This window comes from Nocardia sp. NPDC127526, from assembly GCF_042672265.1.
Taxonomy (GTDB): Bacteria; Actinomycetota; Actinomycetes; order Mycobacteriales; family Mycobacteriaceae; genus Nocardia.
Genome location: NZ_JBHXVO010000001.1, coordinates 120385 through 146297, shown reverse-complemented (window position 1 = coordinate 146297; position 25913 = coordinate 120385). Strand labels below are relative to the sequence as shown.

Genomic DNA, 25913 nt, shown 5'->3' with positions numbered 1-25913 from the left:
GGTGCGCGGCCGCATATCAGCTGTGGCTCAGACGATTTCAGCCGAGCCGCTCGATAATCGTGACATTGGCGGTGCCGCCGCCCTCGCAGATGGTGAGCAACCCGTAGCGGCCGTTGACCCGCTCCAGCTCGTGCAGCAGCGAGGCGAACAGCTTGGCGCCGGTCGCGCCCAGCGGATGACCCAGCGCGATGGCGCCGCCATTGACGTTCACCTTCTCCGGATCCGCGCCGGTGTCCTCGAGCCAGGCCAGCACCACCGAGGCGAATGCCTCATTGATCTCGATGACGTCCATATCGCCGATGGTGAGCCCGGTCTTCTCGAGCGCCCACTTGGTGGCCGGAATCGGCGCGGTGAGCATGAGAATCGGATCCGCGCCGCGCGCGCTCACGTGATGGATGCGCGCCCGCGGGGTCAGCCCGTACTCCTGGACCGCCCAGTCCGAGGCGAGCAGCGTGGCGGCGGAGCCGTCGGAGATCTGGCTGGCCACCGCGGCCGTGATGCGGCTGCCCTCGGCGAGGGGCTTGAGCCCGGCCATCTTCTCCATGCTGGTCTCGCGCGGCGTCTCGTCGATCCAGAAGTCGCGCACCGGCACGATCTCGTTCTCGAACTTGCCCTCCACAATGGCCTTGCGGGCGCGCTCATTGCTGCGCAGCGCCCACTGCTCCATGTCGACGCGGCTGATGTTCCACTTCTCGGCGATCATGTGGGCCGAATTGAACTGCGACACTTCACCGGTGCCGTAGCGGTGATCCCAGCCCTCGGAGCCCACGAACGGCGCGTCGAAACCGTACTGCTGACCGGCCAGCATGGCCGCCGAGATCGGGATGGCGCTCATGTTCTGCACGCCGCCGGCCACGATCACCTCGGCGGTGCCGGACATGATGGCCTGCGCGCCGAAGGTGATGGCCTGCTGCGAGGAACCGCACTGCCGGTCCACGGTCACGCCCGGCACCGACTCCGGATAGCCGGCCGCCAGCCACGCGGTGCGGGCGATATTGCCGGCCTGCGGGCCGATGGTGTCGCAGCAGCCGAAGACCACATCGTCGACGGCGGTGGGGTCGATCTTGTTGCGGCCCAGCAGTCCGCGCAGCGCCGCCGCGCCCAGATCGGCCGGATGCACATCGGCGAGCGAGCCGCCGCGCTTGCCGACCGGGGTGCGCACGGCGTCGATCACGTACGCCTCCCGCATCGGCGTGTACTGACGGCGGGACGGTGCAGACATTGGAACTCCTACTGGAACGCTGGAACTCCCGGGGTCTCAGGACTTGCCCCTGAGATTCCCCAGAGTGGGTTATTTCGCTTCGGGATTGGTGAGCCCGTCGAGCACGATGGTGAGGTATTGCTTGGCCAGGCTGTCGACGGTGATGCGGCCGCCGGGCTGATACCAGCGCACCGAGACCCACACGGTGTCGCGCAGGAATCGATAGGCCAGTTCGATATCCATCTCGGGGCGGAAGCTGCCGTCGGCGACGCCCTGGGTGAGCACCCGGTGCCACAGCTCCCGGAATTCCTTGTTGTAGTCGTCGATGTAGCCGAACCGCGGTGTGCCGCTGAGGCGTTTGGCCTCGGCCTGGTAGATGGCCACGGCCGCATGCCAGTGATCGAAGGATTCGTAGGACGCGGTCACCAGCGCTTCGAGCGTGTCGCGGGCGCTGAGCCCGGCGGCGACGATCTCGCGGTAGCGTCCGAAGAGGTCGTCGAGGAAGCCGCGGAGGATTTCGTCCACCATGGCTTCCTTGGAATCGAAGTGGTGGTAGAGACTCCCCGATAGAATCCCCGCCGCATCGGCGATATCGCGAACCGTGGTGGCGCGCAGTCCGCGCTCGGCGAACAGGGTGGCGGCCAAGCCGAGCAGCTCGCTCCGGCGCGCAGACTTGGAGGGGTCCGGTGGTGGGGTCACCGCCCCAATATACAACCAAGCATTTGCTTGGTACAGCCGGCTAGCGGATTGAGTACCTCAGCGGCGAGGACATCGACAGATCTGCCAATAGACGGTCGCAGATGACCACGGGGGAGATTCCGGCCCTGGCCATGCGGGCAACCAGCGCGAGGCGGCGTTCCGGGCTGTCCCATTCGACGGTCAGAGGTTCGCGGCCGGGACCGGCGTCGACGGTGACCATGGCGCGGGGCAGGCCGCCGTCCTGGGTGGGCACTTCGCTGATCTTGAGGACCATGCCGCGCTGCCATGCCCGATATGTCTCCATGTCTGCTCCAACCACCAGTTTGTCCGTGGCGGCGCACAATCCCTGGGCTATGCCGTCGGCGAAGGCGGTGTGGTCGAAGCGGAGGCGGCGACATTGGCGGACCACTTCGAGGAGGTCGGCGCGTACTTCGCACAGTAGGGCGGTCTGTTTGCGGCGGCGCTTCTCGGTTTCGGAGAGGCCCTGGAGGGATTCCCGGGCCAGGCCGATGCGGCGGGCGCGTTCCCGGTCGCGGACCATGTCGCGGCGGAGGGCGGCCTTCGGGTCGCGGGACACCTCGCCCTCGTCGACCGCGTGTTGTTCGAGGATCTGCGCGGCGCGCATGGCCGTCGCGCGCTCGGAATCGTGATCGAGCAATTCCGCACCCAAGGTCAATGCCGCCAGGACGACATTGTCGAGTCTTCGGCGCGCCAAAACGACCTCGCGCACGAGCTCGAGTTCGAGTTCCAGTTCTTCGTGGGGTTCGTGGGCTGCTTGTGTTCGGCGATCCGGACCCATGGGTCGCGCCCTTCGACTAGCGGAACCGGCCTAAACCAGGATTGCACAATGGCACCACCCGCGCGCCAGCCATTTTCCGCCTCGGCCGAAATACGCACCGCCGCGCCCCCTCGGAACGCGGCAGTGAGGAAATCTGCTACTCGGCGACACGGCTTTCCACATCATCCCGAACGCAGGAATTCGGTTGCGCCGAAGCGAAATCAACGGCGCAAATCCGAAATCGCGAAATCAGGCCCGCTGACTGGAAATGGAAACCACTTCACCGGTGAGGTAGGTGGTGTAGTCGCTGGCGAGCATGGCGATGGTCGCGGCCACCTCCCACGGTTCGGCCGCGCGGCCGAAGGCCTCACCGGCGGCGAGACGGTCCAGCAGATCACCGGAGGTGACCTTGTCGAGGAAGGCGTGCCGGGCGATGCTGGGCGCCACGGCATTGACGCGCACGCCGTACGCGGCGGCCTCGACCGCGCTGCACCGGGTCAGCGCCATGACCCCGGCCTTGGCGGCGGCGTAGTGGGCCTGCCCGTGCTGGGCGCGCCAGCCCAGGACGCTGGCATTGTTGACGATCACGCCGCCGTGACCGGCGTCGCGGAAGTACTTCAGCACCGCGCGGGTGCATCGGAAGGTCCCGTTGAGGGTGATGTCGAGAACCTTGTCCCACTGCTCGTCGGTCATGTCGATGACCGGCGTCTCACCGCCGAGACCGGCATTGTTGACCATGATGTCGATGCGGCCCAGCGCCTGCGCGGCTGCGGCGATGAGCCCGTCCACCTGTTCGGTGCTGCTCACATCGCACGGCACGGAAGCGATTCGGCGGTCCGGGAATTCGGCCGTCAGCGCTTCCTCGGTCTCCTTCAACCGGCGCTCGTGCCAATCGGAGATCACCACATCCGCGCCCTCGGCGAGCAGGCGGCGCGCGGTGGCCGAGCCGATGCCGGTGCCGGCGGCCGCCGTGACGACCGCGGTCTTGCCGGCCAGCAGGTTGTGCCCGCCGGTGATTTCAGGAGCGATGGACAGATCCGTCACGGACGAGCCTCCCGGGGTAGACCGAGCACGCGCTCGGAGATGATGTTGCGCTGCACCTCGTTCGAGCCGCCGTAGATGGTGTCGGAACGGGTGAAGAGGAAAAGCCGCTGCCAGGCATTGAGATCCGCGCCCGGGGCGTCGGCGATGAGACCGGGCGCGCCCAGCACGTCCATGGCCAGCTCGCCCAGGCCGCGATGCCAGTTGGCCCACAGCAGTTTGGTGACCGATGCCTGCCCGGCGGCGGTGCGGGCATCGACGGACGCGCCGTCGTGCCCGGATTCGAGGGTGCGCAGCACATGCGCGCGCAGCACCCGCAGGCCGACCCAGGCGGTGTCGAAGCGATCGGCGAGCACCGGGTTCTCGAACGCGCCGTTCTTGCGCGCGACGGCTTCCAGATCGGCGAGCTCGCGCGCGTAGCGGATCTGCTGACCGACCGTGGAGATGCCACGCTCGAAGGTGAGCGTGCCCATGGCGACCTGCCACCCGTCGCCGGGCTCGCCGACCACGAGATCGGCTGCGGTGCGGGCATTGTCGAAGAAGACCTCGTTGAATTCCGCAGTCCCGGTGAGCTGGATGATCGGGCGCACCTCGATGCCGGGCTGCTTCATGGGCACCAGCAGATAGGACAGGCCGTGATGGCGCTGCGAGCCCTTCTCGGTGCGCGCCACCACGAAGCACCAGTCGGCCAGGTGCGCCAGCGAGGTCCAGATCTTCTGGCCGGTGATCGACCATTCGTCGCCGTCCAGATACGCCGAGGTGGCCACGGCCGCCAGATCCGAGCCGGCGCCGGGCTCGGAGTAGCCCTGGCACCACAGCTCGGTGACATTGCGAATGCCGGGCAGGAAGCGGCGCTTCTGCTCCTCGGTGCCGAAGGCCAGCACGGTCGGGCCGAGCAGTTCCTCACCCAGATGCGAGACGCGGCTGGGCGCATCGGCCTTGGCGTACTCCTCGTGGAAGATGACCTGCTGCCGCAGCGTGGCGTCGCGCCCGCCCCATTCCTTGGGCCAGCCCAGGCAGGTCAGCCCCGCGGCGGCCAGCGCCCGATCCCATTCCAGGCGCTCGTCGAACGCCTCGTGCTCGCGGCCCGGACCACCCAGTCCGCGGAGTTCGCGGAACTGCCCATTCAGGTTCTCGGCCAGCCATTCCCGCACTTCGGAGCGAAAATTCACCTCATCGGCGCTGGTCGTCCCGCTGTCCGGTTCGGGGGTCTGGATCATGCTCACCTCCGTAGAGTAACCTACCAAGCACTTGCTTTGTTAGACCCATTCCCGGACGCTCGGAGACCCCGTGACATCCCCACCGCAGACCACCCCGCTCGCGCTGCACGCCGCCGCGAGCGCCTACGGCGACGCACCTGCCGTATGCGACGGTGCCGCGCGGCTGAGCTGGGCACAATTGCTCGACTCGGTCCGTGAGACTGCCCGCGTCCTGCTTGCGCGCGGCATTCAACGCGGCGATCGGATCGGCATCTGGGCTCCCAATACCCACCACTGGGTGACCGCGGTGCTGGCCACCCACTACGTGGGCGCGGCCATCGTGCCGTTGAACACCCGGTACGTGGCCGACGAGGCCGCGGATGTGCTGCGCCGGGTGGACGCCAAGGCGCTGTTCATCGTGGGCGAGTTCCTCGGCCGCGATCGGCTGGCCGAATTGCGGGCCGCCGCACCCGAACTGGCGATCGAGACCGTCATCGTCATTCCGGCCGGGACCGAGACGGCCGTCGACAATGCCATCGGCTGGAGCGAACTGCCGAAGCTGGCGGAGGCCGTCGGCCTCGAGGACGCCATTGCGCGGGCGGAATCCGTGCGGGCGGACGACCTTTCGGACATCCTGTTCACCTCCGGCACCACCGGGCGCAGCAAAGGCGTGCTCATCTCGCACGGCAAGGCGCTGACCAGCGCCCGCGCCTGGGCGGATTGCGCGACGCTGAACAGCGACGACCGCTATCTGGTGGTGCCGCCGTTCTTCCACAGCTTCGGCTACAAGGCGGGCATTCTCGCCTGCCTCGCCACCGGCGCGACCATCGTGCCGCAGGCCACCTTCGATGTGCCGGAGAGCATGCGGCTCATTCACGACGAGCGCATCACCGTGCTCACCGGGCCGCCGACCATCTTCCAGACCCTTCTCGAGCATCCGGCGCGGCAGCAGGCCGACCTGTCCTCGCTGCGCGTGGCGGTCACCGGCGCGGCCACCGTGCCGGTCGTGCTCATCGAGCGCATGCGCGCGGAACTGCGCTTCGACGTGGTGCTGACCGCTTACGGGCAGACCGAATCCGGCGGCTTCGGCACCATGTGCCGGCCGGAGGACTCGGCGGAGACCATTGCCAATACCTGCGGGCGGGCCATCGACGGGTTCGAGATCAAACTCGCCGACAATGGCGAACTGCTGCTGCGCAGTTCGCAGATCATGCTCGGCTATCTGGACGATCCGCAGGCCACCGCCGACACCATCGACCGGGACGGCTGGCTGCACACCGGCGATGTCGCGGTGATCGACGAGCGCGGGTACATGAAGGTCACCGACCGACTCAAGGACATGTACATCTCCGGCGGGTTCAATGTGTACCCCGCCGAGGTGGAGCAGGCGCTGGCGCGGCTGGACGGCGTCGCCGAGACCGCGGTCATCGGCGTGCCGGACGAGCGGATGGGCGAGGTCGGCAAGGTGTACGTGGTGCGCAGGCCCGGCGCCACGCTGACCGCGGACGACGTGGTGGCGCATGCCAAGGCGCTGCTCGCCAATTTCAAGGTGCCGCGGTTCGTGGAGTTCCGCGATCAGCTGCCCTACAGCGCCGCCGGGAAGGTGCTCAAGCGGCAACTACGTGAGGAGAAGGCGTGAGTGCCGACGAGAGTGGCAATCCGGGTTCCGTTCCCGATGAGGGCGAGGTCGTCCTGTACGAGAAGCGCGGGCCGATCGCGGTCGTCACGCTGAACCGGCCGGACTACCGCAATGCGCAGAACTCGGTCATGACCTATGCGCTCGACGCCGCCTTCGTGCGGGCCGTGGCGGACGCCGAGGTGAAGGTGATCGTCTTGGCCGGGGCCGGAAAGCATTTCAGCGCCGGGCACGATATCGGCACCCCGGGGCGCGACCATCACGTCGAGTACGAGAACAAGGCCGCGCTGTGGTGGGACCACACCGACCGGCCCGGCGGCGACCAGCGGTTCGCCCGGGAGACCGAGGTCTACCTGGGCATGTGCCGGCGGTGGCGGGAGATTCCCAAGCCGACCATCGCCATGGTGCAGGGGGCGTGCATCGCGGGCGCGCTCATGCTGGCCTGGTCGTGCGACATGATCGTCGCTTCCGAGGACGCCTTCTTCTCCGATCCCGTGGTGCGCATGGGCATTCCGGGCGTCGAGTACTTCGCGCACCCGTGGGTGCTGGGACCGCGGCGCGCCAAGGAGATCCTGTTCACCGGTGAGCGCTTCACCGCGGCGCAGGCCTACGAGTGGGGCATGGTCAACCGGGTCGTGCCGCGCGCCGAACTGGAGGCCCAAACCTTCGCGCTCGCCGAGAAGATCGCGGAGATGCCGCAATTCGGGCTGGCGTTGACCAAGAAGGCCGTCAACCAGTGCGAGGACCTGATGGGGATGCGCGCCGGCATGGATTCGGTCTTCGGGCTGCACCATTTCGCGCACGCCCACAATGCCGAGGTCGGCGCCGACTCTCTCGGCGGGATGAACGCCAAGTCCATGAAGGCCGCCGCCACGGCCGGCACCGAACAGAACGGGGCGAAGTAAGTGGATCTCGAATTCGATGCCGGGACCGAGGAATTCCGCCGCGAGGTGCGCGAGTTCCTGACGGCCAACGTCCCCGCCGCTCCCCTGCCGTCCATGGACACCAAGGAGGGTTTCGAGGCGCACCGGGCCTGGGAGGCCACGCTGGCCGATGCCCGGCTGTCGTGTGTGGCCTGGCCCGCGGAGTACGGCGGGCGCGACGCCTCGCTGACGGAATGGGTTGTGTTCGAAGAGGAGTACTACGCTTCCGGAGCGCCGGGGCGGGTCTCGCAGAACGGCATCTTCCTGCTCGCGCCCACCCTGTTCGAGCACGGCTCGCCCGAGCAGCTGGCCCGCATCCTGCCGAGAATGGCGCGCGCCGAGGATATCTGGGCGCAGGCCTGGTCCGAGCCGGAGGCGGGCAGCGACCTGGCCGGCATCCGGTCCACCGCGCGGCGCACCGAGGGCGGGTGGCTCCTCAACGGCCAGAAGACCTGGAGTTCCCGGGCCTCCTACGCGGATTGGGGCTTCGGTCTGTTTCGCAGCGATCCCGAGGCCGAACGGCACCGCGGCCTCACCTATCTCATGTTCCCGCTGACGGCCGAGGGCATTACCGTGCGCCCCATCCCGCAGCTGGACGGTGAGCCCGGATTCGCGGAGATCTTCCTGGACAATGTGTTCGTTCCCGATCAGGACGTGATCGGCGAGCCGAACAATGGCTGGAAGGTCGCCATGGCCACCTCCAGCAATGAGCGCGGGCTGTCGCTGCGCAGTCCCGGCCGCTTCAACGCCACCGCCGCCAAGCTCATCGACCTGTGGCGCACAACGGCTTCCGAGTCCGACACCGCCGTCCGCGACCGCGTCGTCGACGCCTGGGTCGGCGCCGAGGCGTACCGCCTGAACACCTGGGCCACCGTCACCCGGCTCGCCGCAGGCGGACAGCTCGGCGCGGAATCCTCGGTGAACAAGGTGTTCTGGTCCGACCTGGACATCGCCATGCACGAAACCGCCCTGGAAATCCACGGCGCCGCCGGTGAACAGGAATCCCCCTGGACCGACGGCTACCTGTTCTCGCTGGCCGGCCCGATCTACGCGGGCACCAACGAGATCCAGCGCAATATCATCGCCGAACGCCTGCTCGGCCTGCCACGCTGAGACCCCCGGAGGACGACATGCGATTCGCATTGACCGCAGAACAACTCGATTTCGCCGCCAGCCTGCGCAAAATGAGCGAGGCCGCCAAAACCCCGGGGGTCGTACGCGCCTGGGGCGCGGGCGATCCCGCCGCCGGACGAGCCCTGATCAACCAGCTCGCCGAAGCCGGAGCCCTGGGCCTGACCATCTCCGAGGACAATGGCGGCTTCGGCGCCGGCCCCCTCGAACTGATCGTGGCCTTCACCGAAATCGGCCGCGCCGCCGCACCCGGCCCCCTGGTGGAAACCGCCGCCGCCATTCCCGCACTGCTGCAAGCCCTTCCGGACTCCGCCGCTGCCGTCGAATGGCTTCCGCAGTTCGCCGAGGGCACGAAGCTCGGCACCCTCGCGGTGGCCACCACTACGGGCAGGCCCGGGACCGACGATCCCCCCGGTGAGACCCATACCGGGACGGCTGAAAGTTCCGTCGGTGCGATCAGCGCGCTCGCGGCCTCCGGGGTCCCCGTCGCCCTCGACGCTGATATCGCCGATCTGATCCTGCTCGCCGAGGGAGACCGCGTCTCCATCGCTTCCGTCGGCGATCAGGCGAAGTCCATCGACGCGGCCCGCCGCCTGTTCTCCGTGAGCGCCGGCGACGTCCTCGCCGAAGGCGAAGGCGTGGCCGAGGCCGTCGAAAAAGCCTTCGACACAGGCGCTCTCGCCGCGGCGGCACAGCTGCTCGGCGCGGGCCGCGCCCTGCTCGACACCAGCGTCGACTACGTCAAGCAGCGTCACCAGTTCGGCAAACCGATCGGTCAATACCAGGCCATCAAGCACCACCTGGCCAATGTCCTCATCGGCCTCGACATGGCCCAACCCCTGCTCTACCGCGCCGCCCTGACCCTCCAGGACGACGCCGACGCGCAGACCCGCGCCCGCGACATCTCGGCCGCCAAGCTGGCCTGCGGCGAAGCGGCCTATCAGGCGGCCCGCACCGCCCTGCAGGTGCACGGCGCCATCGGCTACACCGCCGAATGCGACCTGTCCCTCTGGCTGACCAAGGTCACCGCAATCCGCTCGGCCTGGGGCACACCGGCCTTCCATCGTGCGCGGATCGCCACCGCACTCCGCGCGCCCTCCCCTGGAGCGGCCGCATGACCTCTGGGCTCGCGACGAATTCCGCTGGCCCGTATGCCACGCCCCATCGGGTCGGCGATTTCTTGCCGACCGCCCGAACAGGGTGTGAACCAGCAACTTCGGGTGTGAACCAGCACGAGTCGACGGGATCGGAAGCATGAGCATCACGGGTGAGCAGCAGGAACTCGCAACGACCGTGCGAGCGGTGCTGGCCAAGCACGGCGACAGCGCTGCCATGCGTCGTGGCCTCGAGAGCGAGCGCGGCTATGACGAGCAGTTGTGGGCGCTGCTGTGCGAGCAGGTCGGCGTTGCGGCGCTTGCCATTCCGGAGGAGTTCGGCGGCGTCGGCGTGGGTCTGGTCGAATCACTGCTGGTGATCGAGGAACTCGGCCGCACACTGTCTGCTCCGCCCATGCTGGGGTCGGCCGTCCTGGGCGTACAGGCGTTGCTGCTGGCCGGAAACGCCGAGGCGAACGAGCGGCTGCTGCCCGAGGTCGCGGAAGGCACCCGCACCCTCGCGGTGTGCTGGGCCGGGGCGCAGGGCTGGGATGCGTTCGGCGTGCGCGCGGAGAACGGAAACCTCTCCGGCACCGCTCATTACGTGCTCGACGGCACTTACGCGGACACTCTTCTGGTGCTCACCGCGGACGGCCTGTTCGAGGTGGACGGCGGCGCCGCAGGCGTGACCCGGACGGCGGTCCCCACCATGGACCCGACGCGGCGGCTCACCACCATTACCTTCGAGTCGGTGCCCGCCACCACGCTCGGCTCCGTCGATATCTCACGGCTGCGGGAAATCGCCTGGGCCGCGGTCACCGCCGAACAGGTCGGCGCGGCGGATCGCTGTCTCGAGATGACGGTCGAATACAGCAAGTCCCGCGTGCAGTTCGGTCGTCCCATCGGCAGCTTCCAGGCGCTGAAGCATCGCATGGCCGATATGTACGTCCAGGTGGAATCCGCGCGCTCGCTGACCTATCTGGCGATTTCGGGGCTGGCCGAGGGCACCGCGGAGGCGATCGATATCGCCGCCGCTCGCCTGCACGCCACCGCCGCGCTGAATGCCGTTGTCTCGGAGACGGTGCAGATGCACGGCGGCATCGCCATCACCTGGGAGCACGACGCGCACCTGTTCTTCAAGCGCGCGCACGGGGACGCCCAGTTGTTCGGCGCACCCGCACGCCCGCTCGCGCGCCCGGCCTAGCCGGGCGATACCCGGGTACTACTTGGCGGAGAGCGAGGACGAGCCGCTCAACAGGCACGCCCACTGGTTCCAGTTGTTCGGGTCGCAGTTGATCGGCGTCGCCGCCCGATCCGGTTGCTGCGGCGCGAGTTCGAGCGGTTCGGCGGAGGCGGTCGCCATCGAGACGACGGCGGCGGCGGACAGCAGGGCGCCGGTGATCAGGGTGCGGACTGCGGTGGTCATGGATGCTCCTTCGGGCGATCTTCTGATGGCAGAAGCTATCCGATGGCCGAAGAGCCTCGCATGACCCGAATTCCGTTGGCCCGCAATCCCTTGCGGGGCCGATCGGTGTTCACGTCAGTGTTGCAGGACCTCGACCTCGCGGACCGGAGCCTTGCGGCCGAGCTTGGCGCGCAGGGGGTAGACGGCGGCCACGATCAGCAGGCTGACCGTCGCCGCGATCAGCTGGTAGCGCTGGTCGTCCTTGGTGGCCATGGCCACGAAGACCGCGAAGATGGCGATGATGACCGCCCAGCTGATGTAGGGGTAGCCCCACATGCGGTAGGTGAGCGCCGACGGGTCCTCGCGGCGCAGCCGGGCGCGCAGGCGCAGCTGGGAGAACATGATCGCCAGGTAGACGAAGGCCAGGACCACGCCGATGGAGCTGACGAGGAAGTTGAAGACCTTGTCCGGCGAGACGTAGGAGGCGATGACCGCACCCCAGGCGGCGACCGTACCGAGCAGGACAGCGCGCGCGGGCACGCCACGCTTGTTGACCTTGACCAGAGAGGCGGGGGCGTCGCCGTCGCGCGTGAGCACGTAGAGCATGCGGGAGGAGACGTAGATGGCCGAGTTCAACACCGAGAGAACGGCCGTCAGGATGACGACCTCCATAATGGTGCCGGCGGCCGGGACGCCCATGCGGTCGAGGGCGCTGACGAACGGGCTCTTCAGGACCTGGGCGTCGTTCCACGGCAGGATGGTCACGACCAGGAAGATCGAGGCCACGTAGAACAGGCCCACGCGCCAGAGCACATTATTGGTGGCGCGGGCCACGGCCTGGCCCGGCTCCCGGGATTCGGCCGCGGCGACCGTCACGATCTCGGTGCCGCCGAAGGCGAACATGACGATGACGATGGCGGAGAAGATGCCGGTGACGCCATTGGGGGCGAAGCCGCCGAAAGCGGTGAGGTTGCCGAACCCGGCTTCCGCGTCGGGCCACAGGCCGAAGACCCAGGCCGCGCCGATGACCAGGAACAGCACGATGGCGACGACCTTGATGGAGGCGAACCAGAACTCGAATTCGCCGAAGGACTTCACCGACACCAGGTTGACCGCCGTCATGACGATCAGCAGCCCGGCCGAGAGCACCCACTGCGGCAGATCGATCCAGCTCGCCAGAATGGCCGCCCCGGCCACCGCTTCCGCGCCGACCAGGATGACGTAGAGGTACCAGTACAGCCAGCCGATGGTGAACCCGGCGAACGGGCCGAGGGCCATGCGCGAGTATTCGGCCAGCGAGCCGGCCACCGGGCGGGCCACCACCATCTCGCCGAGGGCGCGCATGACGCACAGCACCAGCAGCCCGGCGGCGGCATAGGACAGGATGGCGGCGGGACCGGCGGTGCCGATCACCGAGCCGCTGCCGACGAACAGGCCGGCGCCGATGGCGCCGCCGATGGCCAGCATGGTCATATGGCGACGGCGCAGTCCGGTCCGCAGCCCTTGCTGCTCGGTGCTGCTCGGTTCCGACATCTGACCGCCACCTTCATGTTGCTCGAGTGTTGCCCGAATACCATATCGGGGCTGGTCAGGCTATAAAAATCGCAGGTGCGCCCGATAGCCGTCCAATACCCCCGAAATGCCCGAATTACGTTCCCTGCCTGCCGCTTCCGAACGGGGGTACCGTCGAACTCATGACCGAGCCGAAGACGGGGCAGGTACGCGTCGAACCGTGCGCCAAGCGAGTGCGCGTCTACCTGGGCGGCCATCTGGTCGCCGATTCCAGCAGCCCCCGGCTGGTGTGGGAGCACCCCTACTATCCGACCTACTACCTGCCGGCCGCCGATCTGCGCGCCAAGCTCGAACCGACGGGCGCGAGCCGCACCTCCGCGGAGCGCGGCGAAGGCCTCGAATTCGACGTGGTGGCCGACGGGACCGTCGCGGCGGGCGCGGCCGTGCGCTACCCGGACTCCCCCATCGAGGAGCTGCGCGATCTGGTCCGGTTGAAGTTCGACGCCATGGACGAGTGGTTCGAGGAGGACGAGCCCATCTACGTCCATCCCCGCGACCCCTACAGCCGGGTCGACATCCTCGGCAGCTCCCGCCACATTCGCGTGGAGATCGACGGGCAGACGGTCGCCGACTCGCACGCCCCGCGCATCCTGTTCGAGACGGGCCTGCCGGCGCGCTACTACCTACCGCTCACCGATGTCCGCCTGGATCTGCTGCGGCCCTCGGACACCACGTCCCAGTGCCCCTACAAGGGCACCGCCGAATACTGGAACATCCGGATCGGCGAGAACGACTACCCGGACCTGGTGTGGATCTACCGCACCCCGCTGCCGGAGAGCCAGAAGATCGCGGGAATGGCCTGCTTCTACAACGAGAAGGTCGACATCTGGGTGGACGGCGAGCTGCAGGCCCGGCCGCAGAGCCCGTTCAGCTGAATCCGCTACTCCCCCAGGATTTCCGAGACCAACCGCGGTAGCGCGACCCCGATAGGGTCGCGCACCACCTCGGCGGCATACGGGTCGTAGGGCGTCGGCTCGGCATTCACGATGACCAGATCGGCGCCCGCATCCACCGCCACCGCGCACATGGACGCGGCCGGTTCCACCTGCAGCGAGGTGCCCACGGCCAGGAAAATGGCGCTGCTCTCCGCGATCTCCACCGCCCCCCGGATGGCATCCGAATCCAGCTGCTGGCCGAACATGACCACACCCGCCTTCAGAATCCCGCCGCAGTCCGGGCAGTCCGGATCCGCCTCCCCCGCCGCCACCCGCTCCAGCGTCGCCGCCATGGACACGGTGAAATCGCAGTCGATACAGACGACCTCGAACATATTGCCGTGAATCTCCACCACGGTCCCCGACCCCGCCCGCTGATGCAGCCGATCGATGTTCTGCGTAATGATCCCCACCTCACGCTCGGCGGCAAGCCGCACCAGCGCCTCGTGCGCCGCATTAGGCCGTGCCTGCCACGCCGGATTGTCCCGCCGCGCCAACCAGGCCCGCACCCGCAACTCCGGATCCGCCACATAGTTCTGATACGTGGACAGCAACTCCGCAATCGGATCCTTGGTCCACACTCCCCGCGGCCCACGGAAATCCGGAATCCCGGAATCCGTCGAAATGCCCGCACCGGTCAGTACGCCGATCGGGCCCTTGCGAGTTCGCCAGTCCGTCACTCGCCCGAGGGTAGTCCGGTCGGAGGGGACCGAGCCAGGGCATTTCGCCTATCGCTGCGGCGGCGCATCTGATCGACGCGGACCTTGCAGACTGGCACCGCGCCGGCCATCACCACGTACTGTCGGAACCGTGAAGCGGCCTACCCAGTGGAAGATCCTCGGTGAGCGGCTGGTCGATGAGAATCGGCACATCCGTCTTTCGACCGTCGATATCGAATTACCGGATGGTGTTCGGTTCACCCAGTACGTAGCGCACATGCCGCGCTGCGCAATGACTCTGGTGCTCAATGAGAACCACGAAGCCCTGTTGATGTACCGACATCGTTTCATCATCGACCAGTGGGTATGGGAGCTTCCGGGCGGCTATGTGGACCACGCCGAGGACGTCGCGGCGGCGGCGGCGCGCGAGGTCGAAGAGGAAACCGGCTGGCGGCCTCGAAGTATGGAGCGCCTGGTGACCTATCAGCCGTCCATCGGGTCGTTGGACCAGCCCCAAGAGATCTATCTGGCCCGCGGCGCCGATCTCACCGACACACCCCCGGATATCAACGAAGCGGAAGACATTCGATGGATTCCCCTCGATGAAGCGGCGGCCATGATCGATCGTGGCGAGATCGTCGGTGCGGCAACGGTTGTCGCGATCTATCGAGCGCTCAACCTCGCCGACCGGTGAGCTCACGAACCTGCTGCCGGAAATCGGTGACCTCGACGATCCCGTCGTAGCGGCCCAATCGATACCGCAAGTCGCGCAGGTAAGACAGGCTACGGCGGGACTCGAGTTCGGTTGCGATGTCGAGCGCACCTCTCCCTATCCGAACAGCTTCCCGGGGATCTCCAGATACCCGAGCCGAGGCGAGCAAGGTGAGATTGAAGGCACGGCCACGCTGGTATCCGGCGGACATCCCGAGCGACTTCTCTGCGAAATACGCTGTGCGCGTTTCATCGCCGAGTTCGCGGAAGCAATGCGCCATCTTTGCAGCCATGTACGCGCTGTCGAAATAGCTCAGCCATTCCGGCTGTCGGCCTCGCTCGGCCTTGCCGAATGCACGCTCGGCCGCATTGAGCGACGATGCGCAGGACGAACCATCCCGGCGCGCTGCATGGCCGTGGGCCTCGACCAGGTGGCATTCGGATTCGAGTGCCGGCAGTGCTGCCCCACGCGCTGCGAATCGGGCTGCGCGGGCAAGGTCTACAGCGTCGCCTGGGCGGCCGACATAGGTTGCCTGGTGGCTCATGGCTGCGAGGATCTCGGCACTCAGCCCCGAGTCACCGGCCGCGCGTGCGAGTCGCAATGCTTGAATCAGATAGCGCTGTGCAAGCCCATGGTCCTCCTGGTCGTAGGCTGCCCAGCCGGCCAGCCTCACCAATTCAGCTGTAGAGCCGAACAATTGGCGGCCGATCCGCTCGTTGTAGCTGCCTCGGAGCAGCGGTGAGACCGAACTGTGCAGGTATTGCACAATCGTCGAGCGGACCTTGCCTCCGCCGACCTTGTTATCGAGATCGCGGAACGCGGCGGCCATCGTCCGCACAGCATCGACGTCCGTCTGACCAATACGCCGCGACGACTCGCACGACACAGGATGCTCGGGACCGGGCAATGTCAGCCAACGCATCGATGCCGCAGGGTAGACCGCAACAGCGTATGAGGTGTCCTGCAGGAATCGCCGGTGCTCAACATCGCTGCGCCACAGGGCAGTAGCCGCGGAGACCGCACCGGAAAGGCTGAGCGAGAACTCCAAACCGAGGTCTGCCGCAGCCTCGGAGTTGTCGGCCATGCCGCACGCCGCCGGTGTGATCCTGCGGCCGAGCAGTTCGGTCAGTACATCCGCAATCAACTGCGGCACCGGCGCTTGCGGTTGCTCGCCTGCGAGCCAGCGCCCCACCGAGCTGTGGTCGTAGCGTAGCTCGAGTCCCAATCCTCGACCTCGGTCGACAACGCGGCGGGCCAACGCCTTGCGCACCCCGCCGGCTTCCTCGACCAGCTCGTGAAGTTGTCGATTCGGTTGCTTCGGACGACGTCCCATATCTGGAGTGTGGCAGCTGCGATACAGGTGGGCTATCAATCGAACAGCGTGCACGCCCTCTATGCACACACCCACCCGCGCCGCACGTCTTACGACGTCGGCAGCCGTGCAGTGAACTTGCTGACAGCGCCTGGTGCCGGGATGGAGCGCACTGCACCGGACGCCCTCCACGACCGTCGAGGACCCGAAGAGGTGCCAGACATGGAAGTCATCCTCGCCCTCCTGCTCGCCGCAGTATCGCTCGCGGCAGCCCTATCCGCCCGCACCGGCACCACGCGCACCGGCCGGCATCGTGACGGGTTGACCGTGGCCGCCATCGAGGCACGTCTGGACGCCGAACACTGCCACACCTTTGCACCGGTCGGGAGGTGGTGACCGTGCTCGGACAGTCCACGGCCATCGCGTACCTGCGGGCCGATGTCTCCGGTGCACGTCAGCCTTGGGACGAGGTTCAAAATCGCAGCATGGCGAAGCGTCTCGGGTACAGCCTCTCGAGAACCGTCGTGTTCGGTCGGCACACCGATGATCCGATCCAGCGGCTGATCAACGTCATTCGTAGTGTCGGCGCCGAGGCCGTAATCGTGCCGAACCTCGAGCACTTCGGCGGGGCCGTGCCCGCCGCGCTGGTTCAGGTGGCCGATGTGATCACGGTTGAACCGCACGCCACGTACGCACGCTGGAGCACCGGGCAGCTGCCCGACGAGTTGAGTGCACGATGAGGTCGACGCAACAGCAACGGCCCCCGCGGATTTCGCGGGGGCCGTTGCCGATTCGAGGGGGAACCTCCCTCACTGCCGGTACCTCACAGCCAGGTGTCCAGCGTGGTCGTGGTGAGGAAGTGCTCGAGGTCCGCGCGCCAGGGCGCGGGGGTGGTCTTCTCCGGTTCGATGGCGGTGTACTGGCCCCGGTAGAAGAGCAGCGGCCTGCCGGAGTCGGTGGACTCCGACAGGGCCTGTACTCGGCCGATCACGATGTAGTGATCGCCGCCGTCGACGACCTGGTCCACAGTGCACTGGATCGTGGCGAGGGCGTCGTCCAGGAGCGGGAGCTCCAGGTCCGATGTGCGCCAGGCGATTCCGGCGAACTTGTCGGGTTCGCGGGAGCCGAAGCGGGCGCAGACGGGCTGTTGTTCCTCGGCGAGGATATTGACGCAGAAGGTGCCGCTGCGCTCGATCGCCGCCCAGGAGCGGGAGCCCTTGGTGGGGCAGAACAGGACGAGCGGCGGCTCCAGGGACAGGGCGGCGAAGGACTGGCAGGCGAAGCCGATCGGGGCGCCGTCCTCGCCGAAGGTGGTGATGACGGTGATGCCGGTGCAGAACTGGCCCAGCACATTCCGGAACGCCCGCGGGTCGATGACCGGGTGCGCGTCTGTCGTTGTCATGTTCTCCGCCCCGTCCGTCATCGCTACTTGAACCCGATCGAGAAGTCGTGACCCCACAGGCTCACCGCGGTGGACTCCCGGGCGATCCACGACTCGTCTTCGACTTCCAGTCCCTCGCAACCGAATTCGATATCGAATCCGCCGGGCGTCTTCATGTAGAACGACAGCATCTTGTCGTTGATGTGCCGGCCCAGGGTGGCCGACATCTTCACCTTCTTGCGCAGCGCGCGATCCAGGCAGAGGCCGACGTCGTCGGAGTTCTCCACCTCGACCATGAGGTGCACGATGCCGGTCGGATTGGGCAGCGGCAGGAAGGCCAGCGCGTGATGGCGCGGATTGCAGCCGTAGAACCGCAGCCACGCCGGATCGCCGTCGGCGGGGCGGCCCACCAGCTGCGGGGGCAGCCGCATGGAGTCGCGCAGCCGGAAGCCCAGCACATCCTGGTAGAACGCCTGTGCCGCAGCATCATCGGTGCAGGTGAGCACCACGTGTCCGAGACCCTGCTCGGCGGTCACGAACTTGTGGCCGTAGGGGCTCACGAACCGGCGGCCGACGTACTGCGCGCCGTGGAACGCCTCGAGGGTGTTGTCGGAGGGATCCTGGAATCGGATCATGCCCTCGACGCGACGCTCGGCCAGTTCCTCCTTGGTGCCCTCGGTGTAGGCCACGCCCGCCTTGGACAGCGTCTCCCGAAGCCGTTGCAGCGCAGGGGCGTCGGTGACCTCCCAACCCGAGACCAGCAGCCGGTCCTTCTCACCGGGCACGATCACCAAGCGCGCGGCGAACTCGTCCATGCGCAGATAGAGCGCGTCCGGATCGGGCCCGTCGCCCTCCATCATGCCGAGCACCTTCAGGCCGTACTCGCGCCAGGCCGCCATATCGGTGGCCTCGATGCGCATGTACCCCAGTGCCTTGATCCCCATGCCTACTTCTCCTTGACGCCGAGCAGGAAGTCGGTTGCCAGGCGGTTGAATTCGTCGAACTTCTCGAGCTGCGCCCAGTGTCCGCACCCGCCGAACACATGCAGTTGTACCCGCGGCACCATCTTCAAGGCTACGAGAGCGCCGTCGATCGGGTTCACGCGATCTTCGCGGCCCCAGATCATGAGCACGGGCCGGCGCAGCTTGAAGGCGTCGCGCCAGATCATGCCCTTGGCGAAATCCGGTCCGGCGAAGGACTTGCCCATGGCGCGGGTGGCCGCGAGCGACTCCGGCTTGCTCGCGGACGCGAACCGCTCCTCGATCAGCTCGGGGGTGATCAGTGACTGGTCGAAGACCATGATGCGCAGGAAGGCTTCCAGATTCTCGCGCGTCGGTTCGTAATTGAACTTCGCCAGCAGCTTCACGCCCTCGGTCGGATCCGGCGCGAACAGGTTGGTGGACAACCCGCCGGGACCCATGAGCACCAGCTTCCCGGCGCGATCGGGGTAGTCCAGCGCGAACCGGGTCGCGGCGCCGCCGCCGAGCGAATTGCCCAGCAGGTGAACGCGATCGGTGATGCCGAGGGTGTCCAGCAGATCCTTCAGCGCCGACGAGCTGTGCACGAAGTACTGCGGGTGCTCGGTCGGCTTGTCCGAGAGCCCGAAGCCCGGCTGGTCCACGGCGAGGACGTGAAAGTCCTTGGCCAGCACCGGAATGTTCTTCGAGAAGTTCGACCACGAGGTGGCGCCGGGCCCGCCGCCGTGCAGCAGCACGATGGTGGGGCCGTTGCCGACGCCCGCCTCGTGATAGTGCAGCTTCAGATCCGGCCGCACCTGCGCGTAGCGCGAGGTGGATTCGAAGGTGATTTCTCCCACTGAAGTCATCGGGCTACACCATCGTGTCGCCGACGGGCAGCCCGAAGGCGTGCGTTCCGTACATGACGTAGGCGCGCTCGGCGTCATTGGCCGCGTGCACCCGGCCCGCGTGCGCATCCCGCCAGAACCGCTGCAGCGGAGTGCCATTGGCGAGGGCGGTCGCACCCGAGGCCTCGAAGAGCTTGTCGATGGACTGAATGGCCCGGCCCGTGGCCCGCACCTGATCGCGGCGCGCCCGAGCGCGCAGGTCGAACGGGATTTCCTCGCCCGCAACGAGATGCGCGTATTCCTCGGCCACATTGCCCGACAGCTGCCGCCAGGCGGCGTCGATATCGCTGGCGGCCTCGGCGATGCGGACCTTGCCGAACGGATCGTCCTTGGCGTGCTCGCCGGCGTAGGCGGCGCGCACGCGCTTGCCCTGATGCTCGACGTGCGCCTCGTAGGCGCCGTAGGCCATGCCCACGATGGGGGTCGAGATGGTCGTGGGGTGAATGGTTCCCCACGGCATCTTGTAAACCGGGTCGGTATTCTGCTCGAGGCCAGGCGATTTCAGCTCGCTCATGGCGCGGAAGCTGAGGAAACGGTGCTTGGGTACGTACACATTCTCGACGACGATGGTGTTCGAGCCGGTGCCGCGCAGGCCGACCACGTGCCACACGTCGTTGATGGTGTATTCGCTGCGGGGAATCAGGAAGCTGCCGAAGTCGACCGGCTTGCCGTTCTTGATCACCGGACCGCCCACGACCACCCAGTCCGCGTGCCCGGAGCCGGACGACCACGCCCAGGAGCCGTTGACGGTGTAGCCGCTGCCGTCCTCGGTCACCGCGCCCACGCCCATGGGCGCGTAGGACGAGGAGATCCGGACATCGGTGTTCTCGCCCCAGACCTCTTCCTGCGCACGCTGATCGAACAGCGCCAGGTGCCAGTTGTGCACGCCGATGATGCCCGCCACCCAGCCGGTGGACCCGCAGGCGCTGGCGATCTTGCGGACGGTGTCGTAGAAGACGACCGGATCCGCGGCGTAGCCGCCCCACTGGCGCGGCTGCAGCAACTTGAAGAACCCGGCGCTCTGAAGATCCTTGATGGATTCCTCCGGGATCTGGCGCAGATCCTCTGCCTCCTGCGCGCGTTCGCGCAGCGTGGGCAGCAGCGCCTCGACCCGCTCAACTACTTCTTGCGTCATCTCGCCAGTTGCTCCTGCCTGGTGAATCGGTATCGGGAAGCGGTTCCTCTGTGCCCCTGAGAGTAGAACACGTTCCTATTCCTGTCGAGAACGGCGTTCAAACGCGGCTCGAACCAGCCCCAGCCAGGTAGTTGGACGTTCTACTGGCCAACTTTCGATCAATTTTGTAACGTGTTCTAGTACTTCCAAGGAGGAAAACGATGGCGACAACCCCCCAAGGGCCCCGCGGGAAGGTCCGCGAGATCGACGTGGGTTCCATGCCCACCCGCTACGCCCGGGGCTGGCACTGCCTGGGACTGGCCGGCACGTTCCGTGATGGGAAACCGCACGCGGTCAATGCTTTCGGCACCAAGCTGGTCGTTTTCATGAACAGCAAGGGTGAGCTGAAGGTACTGGACAGCTACTGCCGCCACCTCGGCGGCGACCTGTCCATGGGCGAGGTCAAGGGCGACTCCATCGCATGCCCGTTCCACGACTGGCGCTGGGGCGGCGACGGCAAATGCACCGAGATCCCCTATGCCCGGCGGGTGCCGCCGCTGGCCCGCACCCGGGCCTGGACCACGCTGGAACGCAATGGTCAGCTGTTCGTCTGGCACGACCACGAGGGGTCCAAGCCCACCGACGAGGTGACCATCCCCTACATCGACGGGCCGTTCACCAATGCCGACGGCACCCCCGCCGAGACGCTCAACGACGGCTGGACGCCCTGGACCTGGCATTCCATGCTGATCGAGGGCTCCAACTGCCGCGAGATCATCGACAACGTCGTGGATATGGCGCACTTCTTCTATATCCACTACGCCTTCCCGACGTACTTCAAGAACGTCCTGGAAGGGCATGTCGCGACGCAGTACCTGAAGACCAAGGGCCGTCCCGATATCGGCTCCGCGGCCGAGGCGGGCATCGACGTGACCCTGGAGTCCGAGGCCTCGTACTTCGGGCCGTCGTACATGATCAATCCGCTGCTCAATATCTACAGCGGCTTCGAGGTCAAGACGGTGCTCATCAACTGCCACTACCCGGTCACGCAGGACTCCTTCGTGCTGCAGTGGGGCGTGACGCTGGAGAAGCCGAAGGGCCTGCCCGACGCGCAGGCCCAGAGCTTCGCCGACAAGATGACCGAGGGCATCTCCGAGGGCTTCCTGCAGGATGTCGAGATCTGGAAGCACAAGTCCAAGATCGACAATCCGCTCCTCACCGAGGAGGACGGGCCGGTCTACCAGCTGCGCCGCTGGTACGAGCAGTTCTATGTGGACGTCGCCGACATCGATCCGAAGATGACGCAGCGCTTCGAGTTCGAGGTCGACACCTCCAAGGCCAATGAGGCCTGGGAGAAGGAGGTCGCCGAGAACCTGCGCAAGCGCCAGGAAGCCAAGGAGGCCGCCGAAGCCGCTGCCGCCGCGGCGGAATCGCAGGAGGCGGGAGTCTGATGACCAGCTGGGCGAAAGCACCCGACTTCGCGGATCGTCCCGACCAGCAGGCCCGGGTGCGCGCCCAGACGGTCCTCGACAAAGAGCACTACATGGAGTCCGGGCTGACGCCCATCGCGTGCCAGTCCTGCGGAACCGAGGTGCTGGTGCGCAAGCACAGCGCGCACCAGAAAACCGTGCAGTGGACGGTCAATCCGGCCGACCATTGCCCGGTGTTCCGCAAAATGGCCGAAGCCGGACCGGTTTTCGGCAAACCGGACTCCTGCCCCAACCTGGAGAAGACCATCGAGCATGCCATCGCGGAGGGGCTGCTCGAGATAGACGACTAGTCGAGACGGAAGTCCGCGAAGTCGAATCCCGGCGCGACGACACAGCTCACGAGCACGTAGTCGTCGCCCGCCGGCCGGGCGGCCTGGCTGATTCCGCCGGGAACCACCGCCTGGGGGCGCTGGCCCTGCTCGACATCGGGTCCGAGGACGATCTCCTCGCCCCCGATGTTCAGCAGCAGGGGCCCGCCCCGATGCCACATCCACAGTTCGTCCGAGGCCACCGTGTGCGGTGCGGACTTCTCACCCGGCAGCAGCAGGAAGTAGATGGCGGTCGCGCTGGCGCGCTTGCCGCCGTAGCCCGCGGGCTCGAATTCGACTCCGCTGCGCCAGGTTTCCCGATACCAGCCGCCCTCGGGATGCGGTAGCAGATCCAGTTCGGCAGCCAGCTTCGGCCGGTCGTCGCTCATGGTGCCAGGGTAGGCGCTTGATCACATGCCTGGGGGACCAACTCAGCGGGACTCGATGGTCCAGGTGAGGCCGTGCGGGACGAAGGAATCCAGCAGGTCCACCGGATCGAAGGCTTCGGCCGGAGCAAGCGCGCCCGGACGTGCCGTGCCGGTGGCGAGGCGGGTGGCGACCTCGGCGGCCATGAGGGCGGAGTCGCGGTAGGAGTCGACGCCGCTGACCAGGCCGCGCACCTGCGTGCCGTCCGTGCCGACGGTATCCACGATGACGTGGTAGCGCAGGTCGGAACTCGGTGCGTCCGGGATGGATTCGAGGGCTTCGGGGGTGAATTCGCCTAGGTGGGTGAGGATTTCGCTGTCCAGGATGCCCGCGACGTAGGCGACGTCGGAGTGCCGGGGGATGGTGATGACCGGGGACTGCGGGAACTTCGATACGGCGGTCGGGGTGGTGTCGCCCGGCATGGTCACCTCGGTGAAGCGGGTGAGCGGGCCGGTGCGCAGTTCGCCGTCCTCGTAGTGGTAGCCGCCGGAGGTGAACCAATCCAGGCTGGCCAGAACGGTTTTGGCGCTGCCCTTGGAGCCGTTGCCCTTGCTGCGGCTGAGATGGCTGACCACCAGCGCGGCCGGGCCGGGCACCCGGCGGCTGGTGAGGTGGCCGAGCAGATCGCCGGGCAGGTTGTTGTCGGTGATGCCCGGAATCACGGTCACGCCCGTCGCCGCGGCGCGGTCGCCGTACTCCTCGAGCACGCGCTTCACGAAGAGCTGTTCACCGGAGGTGTCGGTGTAGTGCGCACCCGCCGCGATGGCCGCCTCGACCACCGGGGCGCCCAGGACGGCGAACGCGGACAGGGCGCTGATCACCACGTCCGCGCCGGTGAAGGCGGCCACCAGGGCGGCGCGGTCGTCGAGATCGGCGAGCCGGATCTCGGCGTCGGGAAGATCGGCGGCCAGGGCGGCCTCGCGCAGCCGTTCGGCATTGCGGCCCACCAGGATCGGGGTGATGCCGCGGCGGCGCAGCTCGGTGAGCAGGTGGCCGGCGGTGTGGCCGTTCGCTCCGTAGACGGCGATGGTCGGGGTCAGATCCTTGTTCGTCATGACTCAGAAGTTATTCGCTCGATATGAGCAAATGAATGGCTCGATTGCTCATGGAAATGCTCGAAACGCTCATATTATGAGCGGTATGGTTGATCGGTGGACATCCTCAGCGAAACCATCGCAGCCTTGCGCACCGGCAATCCGGCCTCCGGCCTGTTCATCCGGCACGCACCGTGGGGCCGCCGCTATCCGGTGGTGCCGGGCGTCGGATTCCATGTGGTGCTGCAAGGCTCCTGCTGGGTGATCCCGCCGTCGGGCGAACCGATGGCGATGGGCCCCGGCGATGTCCTGCTCATGCCCCGCGGCGCCGACCACGACCTGGCGGACGATCCGCGCAGCCCGATCACCGAGATGGCCCGCCCCGGCGAACCCCGCGAGATCCCCGGCCCGGGCGCCCGCACCGCATTGCTCTGCGGCGCTTACGAACTGGGCCGCCGCCGCAGTCATCCCCTGGTGGACGATCTACCCGAGTTCATCCATCTCCCGGCCCGCCCCGGCCGCCATCCCTCGCTACGGGCCGCCGTCGACCTGCTGGCCGGTGAGATCGCCGAGCCGCGCCCCGGCAGCGACGCCGCCATCCCCGCACTCCTGGACTCGCTGCTGCTGTTCATCCTGCGCGCCTGGTTCGACGAACAGGCCGAGGCCCGCGCCACCGGCTGGTCCGGCGCCTTCACCGACCCCGCGGTCGCCACCACCCTGCGCGCCATTCACACTGCGCCGGAACGCGCTTGGACCGTCCCCGAACTGAGCGACCTGGCGGGCGTCTCCCGCGCCACCCTGGCCCGCCGCTTCACCGCCACGGTCGGCGAGCCCCCGCTGTCCTACCTCACCCGCTGGCGCATGCTCACCGCAGCCCGCCTCCTCCGCGAAACCGACACCCCACTGGCCGCCGTGGCCCGCAGGGTCGGCTACCAATCCGAATTCGCCTTCGCCAAGGCCTTCAAACGCGAATACGGCTCGGCCCCAGGCCAATACCGCCGTGCCGAAGACAAGCCCGAAGTGATCGCAGTCTGAACATCAACGGCGACCGTTCTCGCCCAAGGGTTCAGAGCCCGAGTGCCTCGGCAAGTTGAGCATTGGTCGGCTCCACCAGCACCGCACCGCCTGGCACCACGATCACCGGAATATTCTTCCGCCCACCGGCGAGCTCAACGGCCCGCTCTCGCGCCACCTCATCCTGTTCCACATCGATCTCGGTGAACGCCACCCCGCGTTCCTTCAACCAGACCTTCGCGCGCCGGCAGTCACCACACCAGTCCGCTCCGTACAGCACGATCTCGTCCATAGCGTCCGACTCTAGCCTCGCCTCGAGAGCCGTGAACTAGTGCGGAGACTGCGCGGCGCTCAGCGGCGGTAGCTCCGCTTATCCTCGAGCAGCTCGAGATCGAACGCGTAGGCTGCGACCGCAGCCTGCATCCGCATCAGAGCGAGCTCACGACGCCTGACATCCCGAACCTCGCGCAGCGCCGCATGCACTGTATCCCTCTTCGTAGTGGTCCCGAGTGCCTTCGATACCTCGGAAACCAGCTGATCATCGAGGTCGATCATGGTCCATACCATTGCGGCCTCCCACAGATTGATATCGAGTCCTGCATCAAGGACACCATGGTCGATACCTGTCCCAGAACCACAGAGCTCGGTCAAGTTACCCACAAGGAGCGGTTACGGTCTGTCCGTAGTGTGAGGGGCATGTCCGATCTGGCGCGCATCACCTCCGACCCGGCCGTCTGCAAAGGGAGGCCGGTGATCCGGGGGTCGAGTTATCCCGTCGAGTTGTTGCTCGACCTGCTCGCGGCGGGGGTGCCCGCGGCGGAGATTCTGTCGGACAATCCGGGGTTGGCGGCCGGTGATCTGCATGCGGCGCTCGAATACGCGGCGGCGCTGACCGCTATGCCGTTCCGGGCGGCTTGAAACAGGACCGGGCCGCGACCGAACCCTTCGCGGCACGCCGGAGGAAACCCCCGTCCTGGTTCAACCA

Annotated in this window: 30 protein-coding genes; 13 read left to right on the top strand and 17 right to left on the bottom strand. The window is 67.2% G+C overall.

The genetic code is table 11. The features are described 5' to 3' along the window. Window positions 1-37: 37 nt before the first annotated feature. The 5 genes from ACFVIV_RS00760 to ACFVIV_RS00740 all read right to left on the bottom strand — a co-directional run bounded on the left by ACFVIV_RS00760 (window position 38) and on the right by ACFVIV_RS00740 (window position 4939). Window positions 38-1189 (bottom strand): acetyl-CoA C-acetyltransferase, encoded by a 1152-nt coding sequence (locus ACFVIV_RS00760; protein ID WP_379193099.1) that lies wholly within the window; start codon window positions 1187-1189, stop codon window positions 38-40. A gap of 102 nt (window positions 1190-1291) precedes the next feature. Beyond that, entirely contained in the window at window positions 1292-1900 is a 609-nt protein-coding gene (locus ACFVIV_RS00755) for a TetR/AcrR family transcriptional regulator (RefSeq protein WP_379192446.1), read from the bottom strand. A 40-nt stretch (window positions 1901-1940) separates the two neighbouring features. Beyond that, the gene (locus ACFVIV_RS00750; protein ID WP_379192444.1) at window positions 1941-2699 is read right to left on the bottom strand and encodes a hypothetical protein; all 759 of its coding nucleotides are present in this window, start codon (window positions 2697-2699) and stop codon (window positions 1941-1943) included. Between the two features lie 228 nt (window positions 2700-2927). Further along, window positions 2928-3722, bottom strand: a complete 795-nt coding sequence (locus ACFVIV_RS00745; protein ID WP_379192442.1) for an SDR family oxidoreductase — start codon at window positions 3720-3722, stop codon at window positions 2928-2930. Beyond that, entirely contained in the window at window positions 3719-4939 is a 1221-nt protein-coding gene (locus ACFVIV_RS00740; protein ID WP_379193098.1) for an acyl-CoA dehydrogenase family protein, read from the bottom strand. Before ACFVIV_RS00740 ends, ACFVIV_RS00745 begins: the two co-directional genes overlap by 4 nt. Window positions 4940-5009: 70 nt before the next feature. Between ACFVIV_RS00740 and ACFVIV_RS00735 the strand changes: the two genes are divergently transcribed. The 5 genes from ACFVIV_RS00735 to ACFVIV_RS00715 all read left to right on the top strand — a co-directional run bounded on the left by ACFVIV_RS00735 (window position 5010) and on the right by ACFVIV_RS00715 (window position 10906). Next, complete coding sequence (locus ACFVIV_RS00735; protein WP_379192440.1) at window positions 5010-6557, top strand: FadD3 family acyl-CoA ligase; 1548 nt, start codon at window positions 5010-5012, stop codon at window positions 6555-6557. Next, entirely contained in the window at window positions 6554-7459 is a 906-nt protein-coding gene (locus ACFVIV_RS00730; protein WP_379192438.1) for an enoyl-CoA hydratase, read from the top strand. The genes ACFVIV_RS00735 and ACFVIV_RS00730 overlap by 4 nt, the downstream gene beginning before the upstream one ends. After that, on the top strand, window positions 7460-8590 hold the full coding sequence (locus ACFVIV_RS00725; protein WP_379192436.1) for an acyl-CoA dehydrogenase family protein: 1131 nt from the start codon (window positions 7460-7462) through the stop codon (window positions 8588-8590). It abuts the gene before it with no gap. A 17-nt stretch (window positions 8591-8607) separates the two neighbouring features. After that, the gene (locus ACFVIV_RS00720) at window positions 8608-9726 is read left to right on the top strand and encodes an acyl-CoA dehydrogenase family protein (protein WP_379192434.1); all 1119 of its coding nucleotides are present in this window, start codon (window positions 8608-8610) and stop codon (window positions 9724-9726) included. Window positions 9727-9862: 136 nt separating this feature from the next. Further along, window positions 9863-10906: an acyl-CoA dehydrogenase family protein gene (locus ACFVIV_RS00715; protein WP_379192432.1), complete on the top strand. Its 1044-nt coding sequence runs from the start codon at window positions 9863-9865 to the stop codon at window positions 10904-10906. An 18-nt stretch (window positions 10907-10924) separates the two neighbouring features. Here ACFVIV_RS00715 and ACFVIV_RS00710 read toward each other — a convergent pair whose 3' ends face one another. After that, window positions 10925-11128 (bottom strand): hypothetical protein, encoded by a 204-nt coding sequence (locus tag ACFVIV_RS00710; RefSeq protein WP_379192430.1) that lies wholly within the window; start codon window positions 11126-11128, stop codon window positions 10925-10927. A gap of 114 nt (window positions 11129-11242) precedes the next feature. Continuing rightward, entirely contained in the window at window positions 11243-12640 is a 1398-nt protein-coding gene (locus ACFVIV_RS00705; protein ID WP_379192428.1) for an amino acid permease, read from the bottom strand. Window positions 12641-12801: 161 nt separating this feature from the next. Here ACFVIV_RS00705 and ACFVIV_RS00700 point away from each other — a divergent pair, with 161 nt between their 5' ends. Continuing rightward, entirely contained in the window at window positions 12802-13554 is a 753-nt protein-coding gene (locus ACFVIV_RS00700) for a DUF427 domain-containing protein (protein WP_379192426.1), read from the top strand. Window positions 13555-13559: 5 nt separating this feature from the next. On the opposite strand, the gene ACFVIV_RS00695 is transcribed toward ACFVIV_RS00700, so the two are convergent. Further along, window positions 13560-14294, bottom strand: coding sequence for an NAD-dependent deacetylase (locus ACFVIV_RS00695; protein ID WP_379192424.1), 735 nt, complete (start codon window positions 14292-14294; stop codon window positions 13560-13562). A 130-nt stretch (window positions 14295-14424) separates the two neighbouring features. On the opposite strand from ACFVIV_RS00695, the gene ACFVIV_RS00690 reads away from it, so the two are divergent. Then, window positions 14425-14967, top strand: a complete 543-nt coding sequence (locus ACFVIV_RS00690) for an NUDIX domain-containing protein (RefSeq protein WP_379192422.1) — start codon at window positions 14425-14427, stop codon at window positions 14965-14967. Here the strand turns inward: ACFVIV_RS00690 and ACFVIV_RS00685 are convergent. Then, a complete protein-coding gene (locus ACFVIV_RS00685; RefSeq protein WP_379192420.1) occupies window positions 14948-16318 on the bottom strand; it encodes a hypothetical protein in 1371 nt (456 codons plus the stop codon). The genes ACFVIV_RS00690 and ACFVIV_RS00685 overlap by 20 nt on opposite strands. A 201-nt stretch (window positions 16319-16519) precedes the next feature. Here ACFVIV_RS00685 and ACFVIV_RS00680 point away from each other — a divergent pair, with 201 nt between their 5' ends. Next, on the top strand, window positions 16520-16693 hold the full coding sequence (locus ACFVIV_RS00680) for a hypothetical protein (protein WP_379192419.1): 174 nt from the start codon (window positions 16520-16522) through the stop codon (window positions 16691-16693). 2 nt (window positions 16694-16695) lie between these two features. Beyond that, window positions 16696-17037: a hypothetical protein gene (locus tag ACFVIV_RS00675; protein WP_379192417.1), complete on the top strand. Its 342-nt coding sequence runs from the start codon at window positions 16696-16698 to the stop codon at window positions 17035-17037. An 83-nt stretch (window positions 17038-17120) separates the two neighbouring features. Here ACFVIV_RS00675 and hsaB read toward each other — a convergent pair whose 3' ends face one another. From hsaB to hsaA, 4 genes are read right to left on the bottom strand one after another with little or no spacing between them, the layout of a single operon-like run. Continuing rightward, a complete protein-coding gene (gene hsaB / locus ACFVIV_RS00670; protein WP_379192415.1) occupies window positions 17121-17699 on the bottom strand; it encodes a 3-hydroxy-9,10-secoandrosta-1,3,5(10)-triene-9,17-dione monooxygenase reductase subunit in 579 nt (192 codons plus the stop codon). Between the two features lie 23 nt (window positions 17700-17722). Then, window positions 17723-18622 (bottom strand): iron-dependent extradiol dioxygenase HsaC, encoded by a 900-nt coding sequence (gene hsaC, locus ACFVIV_RS00665; RefSeq protein ID WP_379192413.1) that lies wholly within the window; start codon window positions 18620-18622, stop codon window positions 17723-17725. A gap of 2 nt (window positions 18623-18624) precedes the next feature. After that, window positions 18625-19503, bottom strand: coding sequence for a 4,5:9,10-diseco-3-hydroxy-5,9,17-trioxoandrosta-1(10),2-diene-4-oate hydrolase (hsaD, locus tag ACFVIV_RS00660; RefSeq protein WP_379192411.1), 879 nt, complete (start codon window positions 19501-19503; stop codon window positions 18625-18627). A gap of 4 nt (window positions 19504-19507) precedes the next feature. Beyond that, a complete protein-coding gene (gene hsaA / locus ACFVIV_RS00655) occupies window positions 19508-20677 on the bottom strand; it encodes a 3-hydroxy-9,10-secoandrosta-1,3,5(10)-triene-9,17-dione monooxygenase oxygenase subunit (RefSeq protein WP_379192409.1) in 1170 nt (389 codons plus the stop codon). A 200-nt stretch (window positions 20678-20877) separates the two neighbouring features. Between hsaA and ACFVIV_RS00650 the strand changes: the two genes are divergently transcribed. Beyond that, window positions 20878-22107 carry a Rieske 2Fe-2S domain-containing protein gene (locus ACFVIV_RS00650; RefSeq protein ID WP_379192407.1) on the top strand — a complete coding sequence of 410 codons (1230 nt, stop codon included), beginning with the start codon at window positions 20878-20880 and terminating at the stop codon, window positions 22105-22107. Then, the gene (locus tag ACFVIV_RS00645; RefSeq protein WP_379192405.1) at window positions 22107-22436 is read left to right on the top strand and encodes a hypothetical protein; all 330 of its coding nucleotides are present in this window, start codon (window positions 22107-22109) and stop codon (window positions 22434-22436) included. Before ACFVIV_RS00650 ends, ACFVIV_RS00645 begins: the two co-directional genes overlap by 1 nt. Here the strand turns inward: ACFVIV_RS00645 and ACFVIV_RS00640 are convergent. Next, window positions 22433-22843 (bottom strand): cupin domain-containing protein, encoded by a 411-nt coding sequence (locus tag ACFVIV_RS00640; RefSeq protein WP_379192403.1) that lies wholly within the window; start codon window positions 22841-22843, stop codon window positions 22433-22435. The genes ACFVIV_RS00645 and ACFVIV_RS00640 overlap by 4 nt on opposite strands. Before the next feature lie 42 nt (window positions 22844-22885). Further along, entirely contained in the window at window positions 22886-23935 is a 1050-nt protein-coding gene (locus tag ACFVIV_RS00635) for a saccharopine dehydrogenase family protein (protein WP_379192401.1), read from the bottom strand. Window positions 23936-24031: 96 nt separating this feature from the next. On the opposite strand from ACFVIV_RS00635, the gene ACFVIV_RS00630 reads away from it, so the two are divergent. Continuing rightward, window positions 24032-24949: an AraC family transcriptional regulator gene (locus ACFVIV_RS00630; protein WP_379192399.1), complete on the top strand. Its 918-nt coding sequence runs from the start codon at window positions 24032-24034 to the stop codon at window positions 24947-24949. Between the two features lie 31 nt (window positions 24950-24980). Here the strand turns inward: ACFVIV_RS00630 and ACFVIV_RS00625 are convergent, their stop codons facing one another. Together ACFVIV_RS00625 and ACFVIV_RS00620 are read right to left on the bottom strand one after the other, a co-directional pair. Continuing rightward, window positions 24981-25220 (bottom strand): glutaredoxin family protein, encoded by a 240-nt coding sequence (locus tag ACFVIV_RS00625; protein ID WP_379192397.1) that lies wholly within the window; start codon window positions 25218-25220, stop codon window positions 24981-24983. Window positions 25221-25279: 59 nt separating this feature from the next. Then, window positions 25280-25483 (bottom strand): type II toxin-antitoxin system VapB family antitoxin, encoded by a 204-nt coding sequence (locus ACFVIV_RS00620; RefSeq protein WP_379192395.1) that lies wholly within the window; start codon window positions 25481-25483, stop codon window positions 25280-25282. A 141-nt stretch (window positions 25484-25624) separates the two neighbouring features. Between ACFVIV_RS00620 and ACFVIV_RS00615 the strand changes: the two genes are divergently transcribed. Further along, entirely contained in the window at window positions 25625-25846 is a 222-nt protein-coding gene (locus ACFVIV_RS00615) for a DUF433 domain-containing protein (protein ID WP_379192393.1), read from the top strand. Window positions 25847-25913 lie beyond the last annotated feature (67 nt).

Coding starts and splice junctions, on each gene's coding strand:
- ACFVIV_RS00760 (WP_379193099.1), bottom strand. CDS start 1,189: ATGCGGGAGGCGTACGTGATCGACGCCGTGCGCACCCCGGTCGGCAAG.
- ACFVIV_RS00750 (WP_379192444.1), bottom strand. CDS start 2,699: ATGGGTCCGGATCGCCGAACACAAGCAGCCCACGAACCCCACGAAGAA.
- ACFVIV_RS00740 (WP_379193098.1), bottom strand. CDS start 4,939: ATGATCCAGACCCCCGAACCGGACAGCGGGACGACCAGCGCCGATGAG.
- ACFVIV_RS00720 (WP_379192434.1), top strand. CDS start 8,608: ATGCGATTCGCATTGACCGCAGAACAACTCGATTTCGCCGCCAGCCTG.
- ACFVIV_RS00715 (WP_379192432.1), top strand. CDS start 9,863: ATGAGCATCACGGGTGAGCAGCAGGAACTCGCAACGACCGTGCGAGCG.
- ACFVIV_RS00710 (WP_379192430.1), bottom strand. CDS start 11,128: ATGACCACCGCAGTCCGCACCCTGATCACCGGCGCCCTGCTGTCCGCC.
- ACFVIV_RS00705 (WP_379192428.1), bottom strand. CDS start 12,640: ATGTCGGAACCGAGCAGCACCGAGCAGCAAGGGCTGCGGACCGGACTG.
- ACFVIV_RS00700 (WP_379192426.1), top strand. CDS start 12,802: ATGACCGAGCCGAAGACGGGGCAGGTACGCGTCGAACCGTGCGCCAAG.
- ACFVIV_RS00685 (WP_379192420.1), bottom strand. CDS start 16,318: ATGGGACGTCGTCCGAAGCAACCGAATCGACAACTTCACGAGCTGGTC.
- ACFVIV_RS00680 (WP_379192419.1), top strand. CDS start 16,520: ATGGAAGTCATCCTCGCCCTCCTGCTCGCCGCAGTATCGCTCGCGGCA.
- hsaB (WP_379192415.1), bottom strand. CDS start 17,699: ATGACAACGACAGACGCGCACCCGGTCATCGACCCGCGGGCGTTCCGG.
- hsaC (WP_379192413.1), bottom strand. CDS start 18,622: ATGGGGATCAAGGCACTGGGGTACATGCGCATCGAGGCCACCGATATG.
- hsaD (WP_379192411.1), bottom strand. CDS start 19,503: ATGACTTCAGTGGGAGAAATCACCTTCGAATCCACCTCGCGCTACGCG.
- hsaA (WP_379192409.1), bottom strand. CDS start 20,677: ATGACGCAAGAAGTAGTTGAGCGGGTCGAGGCGCTGCTGCCCACGCTG.
- ACFVIV_RS00650 (WP_379192407.1), top strand. CDS start 20,878: ATGGCGACAACCCCCCAAGGGCCCCGCGGGAAGGTCCGCGAGATCGAC.
- ACFVIV_RS00645 (WP_379192405.1), top strand. CDS start 22,107: ATGACCAGCTGGGCGAAAGCACCCGACTTCGCGGATCGTCCCGACCAG.
- ACFVIV_RS00640 (WP_379192403.1), bottom strand. CDS start 22,843: ATGAGCGACGACCGGCCGAAGCTGGCTGCCGAACTGGATCTGCTACCG.
- ACFVIV_RS00635 (WP_379192401.1), bottom strand. CDS start 23,935: ATGACGAACAAGGATCTGACCCCGACCATCGCCGTCTACGGAGCGAAC.
- ACFVIV_RS00625 (WP_379192397.1), bottom strand. CDS start 25,220: ATGGACGAGATCGTGCTGTACGGAGCGGACTGGTGTGGTGACTGCCGG.
- ACFVIV_RS00620 (WP_379192395.1), bottom strand. CDS start 25,483: ATGATCGACCTCGATGATCAGCTGGTTTCCGAGGTATCGAAGGCACTC.
- ACFVIV_RS00615 (WP_379192393.1), top strand. CDS start 25,625: ATGTCCGATCTGGCGCGCATCACCTCCGACCCGGCCGTCTGCAAAGGG.